The 8,436-nt window shown below is 39.7% G+C and carries 8 protein-coding genes; all 8 read left to right on the top strand.

Annotation, left to right across the window (positions count from 1 at the left end):
* Window positions 1-418 precede the first annotated feature (418 nt).
* The 8 genes from ADICYQ_RS08170 (at window position 419) to ADICYQ_RS08205 (ending at window position 8,147) form a co-directional block, all read left to right on the top strand.
* Window positions 419-883 (top strand): hypothetical protein, encoded by a 465-nt coding sequence (locus ADICYQ_RS08170; protein WP_020894142.1) that lies wholly within the window; start codon window positions 419-421, stop codon window positions 881-883.
* Window positions 880-2,298 carry a CCA tRNA nucleotidyltransferase gene (locus ADICYQ_RS08175; RefSeq protein WP_020894143.1) on the top strand — a complete coding sequence of 473 codons (1,419 nt, stop codon included), beginning with the start codon at window positions 880-882 and terminating at the stop codon, window positions 2,296-2,298. Before ADICYQ_RS08170 ends, ADICYQ_RS08175 begins: the two co-directional genes overlap by 4 nt.
* A gap of 5 nt (window positions 2,299-2,303) precedes the next feature.
* The gene (locus ADICYQ_RS08180) at window positions 2,304-3,032 is read left to right on the top strand and encodes a tetratricopeptide repeat protein (protein WP_020894144.1); all 729 of its coding nucleotides are present in this window, start codon (window positions 2,304-2,306) and stop codon (window positions 3,030-3,032) included.
* 858 nt (window positions 3,033-3,890) lie between these two features.
* Window positions 3,891-5,138 carry a dihydroorotase gene (locus ADICYQ_RS08185; RefSeq protein ID WP_020894145.1) on the top strand — a complete coding sequence of 416 codons (1,248 nt, stop codon included), beginning with the start codon at window positions 3,891-3,893 and terminating at the stop codon, window positions 5,136-5,138.
* Entirely contained in the window at window positions 5,131-5,646 is a 516-nt protein-coding gene (locus tag ADICYQ_RS08190; RefSeq protein ID WP_020894146.1) for a DUF4199 domain-containing protein, read from the top strand. The genes ADICYQ_RS08185 and ADICYQ_RS08190 overlap by 8 nt, the downstream gene beginning before the upstream one ends.
* Before the next feature lie 12 nt (window positions 5,647-5,658).
* Window positions 5,659-6,210 (top strand): DUF4199 domain-containing protein, encoded by a 552-nt coding sequence (locus ADICYQ_RS08195; protein ID WP_020894147.1) that lies wholly within the window; start codon window positions 5,659-5,661, stop codon window positions 6,208-6,210.
* 6 nt (window positions 6,211-6,216) lie between these two features.
* The gene (locus ADICYQ_RS08200) at window positions 6,217-7,179 is read left to right on the top strand and encodes a glycosyltransferase family 2 protein (protein WP_020894148.1); all 963 of its coding nucleotides are present in this window, start codon (window positions 6,217-6,219) and stop codon (window positions 7,177-7,179) included.
* Window positions 7,179-8,147 (top strand): glycosyltransferase family 2 protein, encoded by a 969-nt coding sequence (locus ADICYQ_RS08205; protein WP_020894149.1) that lies wholly within the window; start codon window positions 7,179-7,181, stop codon window positions 8,145-8,147. Before ADICYQ_RS08200 ends, ADICYQ_RS08205 begins: the two co-directional genes overlap by 1 nt.
* The last annotated feature ends 289 nt before the right edge of the window (window positions 8,148-8,436 follow it).

Consider the following 8,436-nt stretch of genomic DNA (forward strand, 5'->3'; position numbering starts at 1 on the left):
TTCGGGTTTTAACCCGGATTATGCAATAGATTTCGTAATTCCTGTCCCGAATTAATCGGGAAGGGATTTAATCAATAAAAAAATCGAGCTATTTGGAGACTGAATCATAGCCATGTTATGTTGAGGTCGAAAATAGCAACGAAGTGGTTGATTTTGAAGTGATTATATCCCGTAATAGAATATTTATTGCCTATTTCGGGTTTTAACCCGGATTATGCAATAGATTTCGTAATTCCTGTCCCGAATTAATCGGGAAGGGATTTAATCATAAAAAAATCGAGCTATTTGGAGACTGAATCATAGCCATGCTATGTTGAGGTCGAAAATAGCAACGAAGTGATTGATTTTGAAGTGATTATATCCCGTAATAGAATATCTATTGCCTATTTCGGGTTTTAACCCATAAAAAAATAAAATTGTGGACTATAAGGAAGTAAGTAGGCAATTTGCCAATACAGGTCAATTAAGTTTTCAGGACAAAAGCGGAACAAGCTTTGAATTGATAAAAGCAGACCTTTGGAAACCGGAAATGGAGGGTGTATTCCTGGTGCATGAAATCTACCAATTAAAATCACTGGTAGGCAACTTTTCTGATGTTGCCTTGGATATTGTAGAGTATGCAGCAGATCAGACGATTTTTCTAAGCCCACAACCAACATGGAATTTAAATAAGGGTAAATCCGGTGGATTAATTAAGTTTGCATTGGTAAGCTCAGCCTATTGGAAGCAGCTTCTTCACCAAATTCGGGAAATAGTATTTCTGAAATGGGAGGATGAGGTACTGCCTTCAGCTATCAAAGGGACTCAAAATTTTCCTTTTAACAGGAAATCAAGGGTTATGGAGCTACATGAAGACGGTAGAGTGAAAATAATAAATGGATGAATCTGACAAATTCTTTAGGAAATATTCAAACCTTTGAAAAGGTTGGTGAGATAGCTGATAAGTTAAACCTGGAATCCTATGTAGTAGGTGGCTATGTTCGGGATATACTATTAAAAAGGCCAAGCAAGGACATTGACTTTGTATGCATTGGTGATGGAATTAAGTTGGCAAAAGCTGTGGCTGAATCTTTGGACAACAAACCTCCAGTTTCGGTTTTTAAAAACTTTGGTACAGCCATGATTAAAATGGATGACTGGGAGCTGGAGTTTGTAGGTGCAAGGAAAGAATCTTACCAAACCGATTCACGCAAACCTAAAGTAGAGGCAGGAACACTTCAGGAGGACCAGGAAAGAAGAGATTTCACCATCAATACCCTAGGTGTTTCCTTGAACGCTAAAAATTTCGGAGAACTTTTGGATCCCTTTGATGGTGTCAAAGACCTGAAAAGAAAAATCATTCGTACACCTACAGATCCCAACATTACCTTCTCCGATGATCCTTTGCGGATGATGCGAGCGGTTCGATTTGCTGCCCAGCTACAATTTGACATAGAAGCCAGTACCTTTGATGGGATCATAAATAATGCCCACCGAATGTCTATAATTTCTGGTGAAAGAACCATTGTTGAACTCAATAAGATCATCATGACCGATAAGCCCTCTTATGGGTTTAAGCTGCTTTTTGTCAGTGGATTATTGAAAGAGTTCTTTCCAGAGATGGTGGCACTTCAGGGAGTGGATTCAGTAGGCGACAAGTCCCACAAGGATAATTTTTACCATACTTTACAAGTACTGGACAATGTTGCTTCCAGATCGAATAGCCTTTGGTTGAGGTGGGCCGCCATTATGCACGATATTGCCAAGCCACCTACCAAGCGATTTAATCAAAAAGTCGGCTGGACCTTTCATGGACATGAAGACAAAGGAGCCAGAATGGTCCCTGGAATTTTCAGAAGATTAAAGCTTCCTATGGATGAAAGGATGAAATATGTGCAAAAATTAGTAAAATTACATCTCAGACCCATCGCCTTAGTCAATGAGACGGTGACGGATGCAGCTGTAAGAAGACTTCTTTTTGAAGCCGGAGACGATGTAGATGACCTAATGCAGCTTTGTAGGGCTGATGTTACCTCGAAAAACAACAACAAAGTCAAAAAATTCCTAGCGAATTTTGACAGGGTAGAACTCAAACTTCAGGAGGTAGAATCAAAAGATCAGGTAAGAAATTTTCAACCTCCTGTATCTGGTGACGAAATCATGGTTATATTTGGTTTGAAACCATCAAGGGTGGTCGGAGATTTAAAAGAAGAAATCAAAGAAGCCATCCTGGAAGGACATATACAAAACAATAAAAATGAAGCCTTGGAGTTAATGTACAAGTTAGCTGCAAAAAAAGGAATAGTGAAAACAACTTAAGATAGATGATGAAAATGAAATTTGCCGTATTGATTTTGTTGCTGTGCATCAGCGCACAAAATATTTCCCTTGCCCAGGAAGAAATAAAAACCACTCCTGCTACAAAGGAATCCAGTGAAAGCATAAAAGCTAAAAATGAATCGGATAACAGGATCTATTCGCTTGCCATGAGATACAATGACGCATCTGTGGCCAAATTGAAGCTCTATGAGCTGATGGAAAGGAACCCTGGAAATCTTGCTTATGCTGAAACCCTATCTTCCATGTATTTTGAAATGGAACAGTATGGTTCTGCAGCCCTTGTTGCTTTGGATTTGCTGGAAAGAAATGACAAAAGTTTGACGGCCTTAGAAGTGGCTGCATTCTCTCTTGAGCAATTGGGCGCATTAGAACGTGCATTGCCACATTTCGAGTCACTTCATTTATTGTCAGGTGACTTGTTTAGCTTGTATAAAGCTGGGTACCTTCAATATACTTTAAAGAAATATGATGAAGGCCTTAATTCAGTTAACATGTTGATTAAGGACAGTAAAGCCGCAGAGCAAAAATTGAACTTCCCGAAAGGAGAGAACAATGAGATGCAGGAAGTAAGTATGGTGGCTGCAGCCGAAAACCTTAAAGGATTGATCTATAAAGATCAAGGAAGTGTTGCTGAAGCCAAAACCGCTTTCGAAGCAGCATTGGCTGTTAATCCTGATTTTGAACTTGCCAAAGAGAACTTGGCTGGATTGTAAATTAATTACATTCCTATTAGTACGTATTGGATACCTCAAAGCATAGAATTTTGCTTTGGGGTATCCAATTCTCGTTTATGGCTGTTTAGTTTTGTTAAAATCTGATTCGAAGGGATTTTGTCAGCATTGTTGCAGAAAAAAAAAGCAACAATACCGCCAAAATCTTGTTATGTTCATTGTTTTTACCAAGGGCTTTCGCCCTTGGCTATAAAAATATCACTCCTCTGGAGTTTTAGAATTCCTAAAATTTTACAATCATCATCAAGATAGAAAGTAAAGTTAAGCTGTAAAGAATTTCATTGAATTCTAAGAGCATGGCATAGGTGGAGATTTTGTCAGCATTGTTGCAGAAAAAAAAGCAACAATACCGCCAAAATCGTGTTATGCTCATTGTTTTTACCAAGGGCTTTCGCCCTTGGCTACAAAAATATCACTCCTCTGGAGTTTCAGAATTCCTATAATTTCACAGTCATCATCTACAAATAAAGTAAAGCTGTAAAGAGTTACTTAAAATTCAAAGGTCTTGGCATAGGTAGGCAGGGCAATTAACTTGGATTAAATCCCTTGGCTATTGATTTTACCTTTGCATTTTGGAATAGTTAGGTGGAATAATCAGGCCTGGAAAAAGTAACTTCGGATAATTAACTGAGGTAATGGCTGGATTAGCTTTAAATTGTCATGTGTTCAATGGCTGGTAGCATGATTTTTTCTCAGAAGTGATTCCCTCACCTAAAAAGCTTGGTCTTTGTGTGTTTATGGTTTGAGTGAGGATTAAAATTACAATTGCTGAAGGCTTTCCTCCGTTTTATTTCCATTTTAGGGAATAAAATTGCAGTTTTGCAAAAATAAAAACAGCTCATGACCGTACGCTTCCAGTCACTGAAAATCATCACAGAAAAAGAAATCCTACCTGCCGCTGATTATGTATTTGATGGAGAAACCATAAAAACAGCAAACAGCGATAATACTACAGAAGACCAAATACTGGTTGATTGCAAGGGCCTTTTGGGCTCTAAGGGATGGACTGATTTAAGGTGTTTTTCTGGTGAACCAGGTCAGGAGTACCGCGAGACGCTTGAAAGTCTGGCAAATGCCCTTATGCAAGGGGGCATGACTGAAGCAGTTTTACTTCCCAATAGCAATCCCCCTATTCAGTCTAAAAGTGAGGTGGCTTATTTAAAGAACCACAGCAATTTATTGTTTCCGACCTTTAATGTTCAGGCGGCTGTCACTAAAGATTTTGATGGCAAGGAGCTAACAGAAATGTTGGACTTGAACCATTACGGTGTAAACCTTTTTGGAGAAGGTTTGGTATCCCTGTCTCATTCAGACCGCATGATGAAGGCCTTACAATACCTTCAAAAATTCAATGGTGTATTGTTTGATCAGAGTCAGGATCCAATGCTGGCACTTTTTGGTCAAATGCATGAAGGCATTTCATCCACCATGTTGGGATTAAAAGGTATCCCGGATCTCGCTGAAGAAGTAGCGGTACAAAAAAACCTGGAAATACTTCGGTATACAGGAGGGAAGCTTCATTTCCAAACAGTTAGCACCCGAGGTGCAGTGGAGCAAATTCGAAAAGCCAAGAAAGAAGGTTTAGCAGTGACTGCGGATGTTTCCATCTATCAATTGCTTTTCACTGACGATGATTTATTGGATTTTGATACCCGACTTAAGGTACTGCCTCCTTTTCGGGGTAAATCACAACAAGCAGCCCTAATTGAAGGGCTAAAGGATGGGACGATCGATGCTTTGGTCTCCAACCATATTCCTCATGAGCTAGATGCTAAAAACATGGAGTTTGACCTTTCCCCATTTGGGATGGCTGGTTTGCCTACCTTTGTGCCGGCAGTGGTTAAATTGTCAAAAGAGTTGGGCTATCCCTTATTGATTGAAAAGTTAACCAAAGGACCTCAGGCCATTTTAGGTAACGAAGCCAATGAGTGGAACAGTCTTACTGTATTTGATCCTAATGAAGAATGGTTGTTTGACGAAAAGAGCAATGCTTCTTTGGCTGCCAACAACCCATACTTCAATCAAACATTAAATGGAAAAGTAAAATACCTGATAAACCAGGGCAAAATAGAAGGGTTAAATGAATAGGTATTTAAAAGCTGCATTACCATTTGGGCTATATGGTGGAGGCTTGTGTTTCTTGGGATATTTGACCATCTATTGGTTGGATATTGAGCCTATTAGTATGAATCTCATTATTGGTTACCTCGTTACGCCCATTTTTGTATTCTTTAGTGTAAAAAGTTTCCGAGACAATTTTAACGCTGGGAACCTATATTTTGGACAGGGAATGACGGTAGGTTTTTTCACCTACACGATTATAGCAATGATTTCCGCCATGTATGTTTTTGGGAGTATTCAGTTAGATGAGGAATTGTTTACAACCTTCAGACAAATCAACCTAGAGTTGATGAGCGCCAATAAAACGATTTTAGAGGAAAAATTAAATGTAGCCGCTTATGAAGAAACATATGCGAATATTTCGAAAATGACAATTTTTGATGTTGCATTAAACGATTTTTTGCGAAAAATATTCCCAGGATTGTTCTTTACTATCATAATTTCCATAATTTTAAAGAGAAACGTTGAATTTTAATCGTCTTTAATTATGATAGAGCAACAAACAATATCCCCATCTAAGGCCGCACTTAAACCAGGCTTTGTCACTGGTTTAATTATGTTGGTGATTACTTTTCTAATTTACTTTATAGACTATACTTATTTAGTATCTGCTTGGTATGGTTTTGCTTCCCTCGTTATTTTCTTTGGACTTGTAATCTATTTTGGCAAGCAATACCGTAAAGAACTGGGCGGTTTTATGACATTTGGTACAGCTTTTCAGTTTGCGTTCGTCACTTTAATTATTGCTGGATTGATAGCCATGGTAGGTAACATACTATTGTATCATGTAATCCATCCAGGTCTTTCTGAGATGCTTGTGAAAGTTCAACTTGAAAACATGATGGAAATGCTCGATAACTTCGGTGCAGGCGAAAGTCTTTCGAGTGACCAAATTAAAGACATGCGTAGGGATATGGAAGATGCCTATACCTTTGTTGGACAAATCAAAAGTTTCGGAATTGCTTTAATCATCTACGCCATCCTTTCTTTAATTCTAGGAGCAGTTATCAAAAAAAGAGATAAATCAACTGATTTTTAATTGAATATGCCTCAAATTTCTATAATTATACCTGTTTACGAAGAAGAAGAATCATTGCCTGAGCTGCAGGCATGGATTGTAAAGGTAATGGAAACGAAAGGCCTCAGTTATGAAGTTATCTATGTGGACGATGGCTCCAAAGACAATTCCTGGCAAGTGATAAAAGATTTGTCCCTTCGGGATGCAAATGTAAAAGCCATCAGATTTATTCGCAATTACGGTAAATCCGCTGCTTTAAATGTAGGTTTTTCCAAGGCTGCAGGTGAAGTTGTGGTAACAATGGATGCTGATTTGCAGGATAGCCCGGAAGAGATTCCGGAGCTTTACCGCATGATCACAGAAGAGGGATTTGACTTGGTCAGTGGCTGGAAACGCAAACGCCATGACCCTATGTCAAAAACCATCCCTTCTCGTTTATTTAACGGAGTAACGAGGTTTATCTCTGGAATCAAACTTCATGATTTCAATTGTGGCTTGAAAGCCTATTCCAACAAAGTAGTAAAAAACATTGACATCTACGGGGAAATGCACCGGTACATACCCCTTATCGCCAAATGGAATGGCTTTGGCAAAATTGGAGAAAAAGAAGTAGCCCATAGCCCCAGAAAATACGGAACAACTAAATTTGGAATTGAACGCTTTGTCAATGGCTTTTTGGACCTGATTTCCGTTTCCTTCGTCAACAGGTACCGGAAGAATCCCATGCATTTTTTTGGAAGTATGGGTTCCCTTTCGTTTATGACAGGTTTTGCGATCACCGTTTGGTTAATTTATGAGAAAATTTCGGGCCTTAGAAATGGTTTGCACGTAAGAGAAATTACCGATCAACCTTTATTTTTTCTTGCACTTGTAGCACTAATCGTTGGCGTTCAATTATTTCTCACCGGATTTATGGCAGAGATGATGACCTCCAATAGTACCCATAAAAGCGACTATAATATTTCCGACGAAATTAATTGTGAAGCCTAATGCGTTTTTCGGTGATCATCCCCGTGTACAATCGCCCTGAGGAACTACAAAATTTACTTGAAAGCCTGTGTCTTCAGACCTTTAGTGATTTCGAAGTAGTGGTAATTGAGGATGGTTCCGAGCATCCTTCCGAAGCGATTGTCAGGGGTTTTTATGACAGGATCAACGTAAACTACCATTTCCAGGAAAATACCGGACAGGGTTTTGCTCGTAACAAAGGCATAGAACTAGCAAAAGGGGACTATTTTGTTTTTTTTGATTCCGATTGTGTGATTCCGGCTGACTATTTTAAAATTCTCAATGCTGTACTAGAAACCAAAAAATTAGATGCCCATGGTGGTCCGGATGATGCTGGGGAAAGTTTTTCTCCCTGGCAAAAAGCCATGAACTTTAGCATGACTTCTTTTTTGACCACTGGAGGCATTAGGGGTAAAATGAAAAACCCTGCAAAATACCAGGCCCGTGGATACAATATGGGCTTTTCCAGAGAAGTATATCAAAGGGTAGGGGGATTTATTCATCCCAATATGGCAGAAGACATTGAACTGAGCATACGGATCAAGAAAGCAGGTTTTAGGTTAGAGTTGGTGAGTGAAGCCTTTGTATACCATCATCGAAAAAATGATTTTCTATCCTTTATCCGTCAAAGCCACCAATTTGGTAGGAATCGGGTTTTCATTACAAAGTTTCACAAAGATGCACTCAAGCTTGTGCATTTACTTCCGGTGGTCTTTTTAATAGGATTGCTGCTGTTACCATTTGCATTGTTTATTTATGCACCCTTGGGAGCGGCTATTGCAGTGGGTTATTTTCTCTGGACCGTTGCTGTATTGTTAAGTGCGGCAGGCAGCATTCAATCCAGGTTCCTGGCAGTGCTGACCTCCTATGGGCAATTGATAGCTTATGGGACGGGTGTTCTTCGGGAAGGCCATTCGTCACTGCTAGGCCTTTTGGGAGGGAAAAAGTGAGGGAAGGCTGCGGCAGTCCCGATCAATCGTCCTTGAGAACCCTTTAGGGCGGGCAGGCGTAGGGGAAGGGATGTGGCAGTCCCGATCAATCGTCCTTGCGAACCCTTTTCGGTGGCTAAAAGTGAGGGAAGGCTGCGGCAATCTCAGTATGTTAAGTATTTACAAGAATTTATCAACAAAAAGTACAAAACCAAGACATACTGTGGAAGTCTCTAGCTTACGAGGGATTGCCACGGCTTTCTCCCCGCAAAGCCCTCGCTAAGCCTCGCAATGACGATTATTTACCGTC

Origin of the sequence: Cyclobacterium qasimii M12-11B, assembly GCF_000427295.1 — a bacterium.
In the GTDB taxonomy this organism is placed as follows: domain Bacteria; phylum Bacteroidota; class Bacteroidia; order Cytophagales; family Cyclobacteriaceae; genus Cyclobacterium; species Cyclobacterium qasimii.

Bases quoted from the DNA above. Each gene is read 5' to 3' on its own strand.
- ADICYQ_RS08175 (WP_020894143.1), top strand. From the start codon at position 880: ATGAATCTGACAAATTCTTTAGGAAATATTCAAACCTTTGAAAAGGTT.
- ADICYQ_RS08180 (WP_020894144.1), top strand. From the start codon at position 2,304: ATGATGAAAATGAAATTTGCCGTATTGATTTTGTTGCTGTGCATCAGC.
- ADICYQ_RS08185 (WP_020894145.1), top strand. From the start codon at position 3,891: ATGACCGTACGCTTCCAGTCACTGAAAATCATCACAGAAAAAGAAATC.
- ADICYQ_RS08190 (WP_020894146.1), top strand. From the start codon at position 5,131: ATGAATAGGTATTTAAAAGCTGCATTACCATTTGGGCTATATGGTGGA.
- ADICYQ_RS08195 (WP_020894147.1), top strand. From the start codon at position 5,659: ATGATAGAGCAACAAACAATATCCCCATCTAAGGCCGCACTTAAACCA.
- ADICYQ_RS08200 (WP_020894148.1), top strand. From the start codon at position 6,217: ATGCCTCAAATTTCTATAATTATACCTGTTTACGAAGAAGAAGAATCA.
- ADICYQ_RS08205 (WP_020894149.1), top strand. From the start codon at position 7,179: ATGCGTTTTTCGGTGATCATCCCCGTGTACAATCGCCCTGAGGAACTA.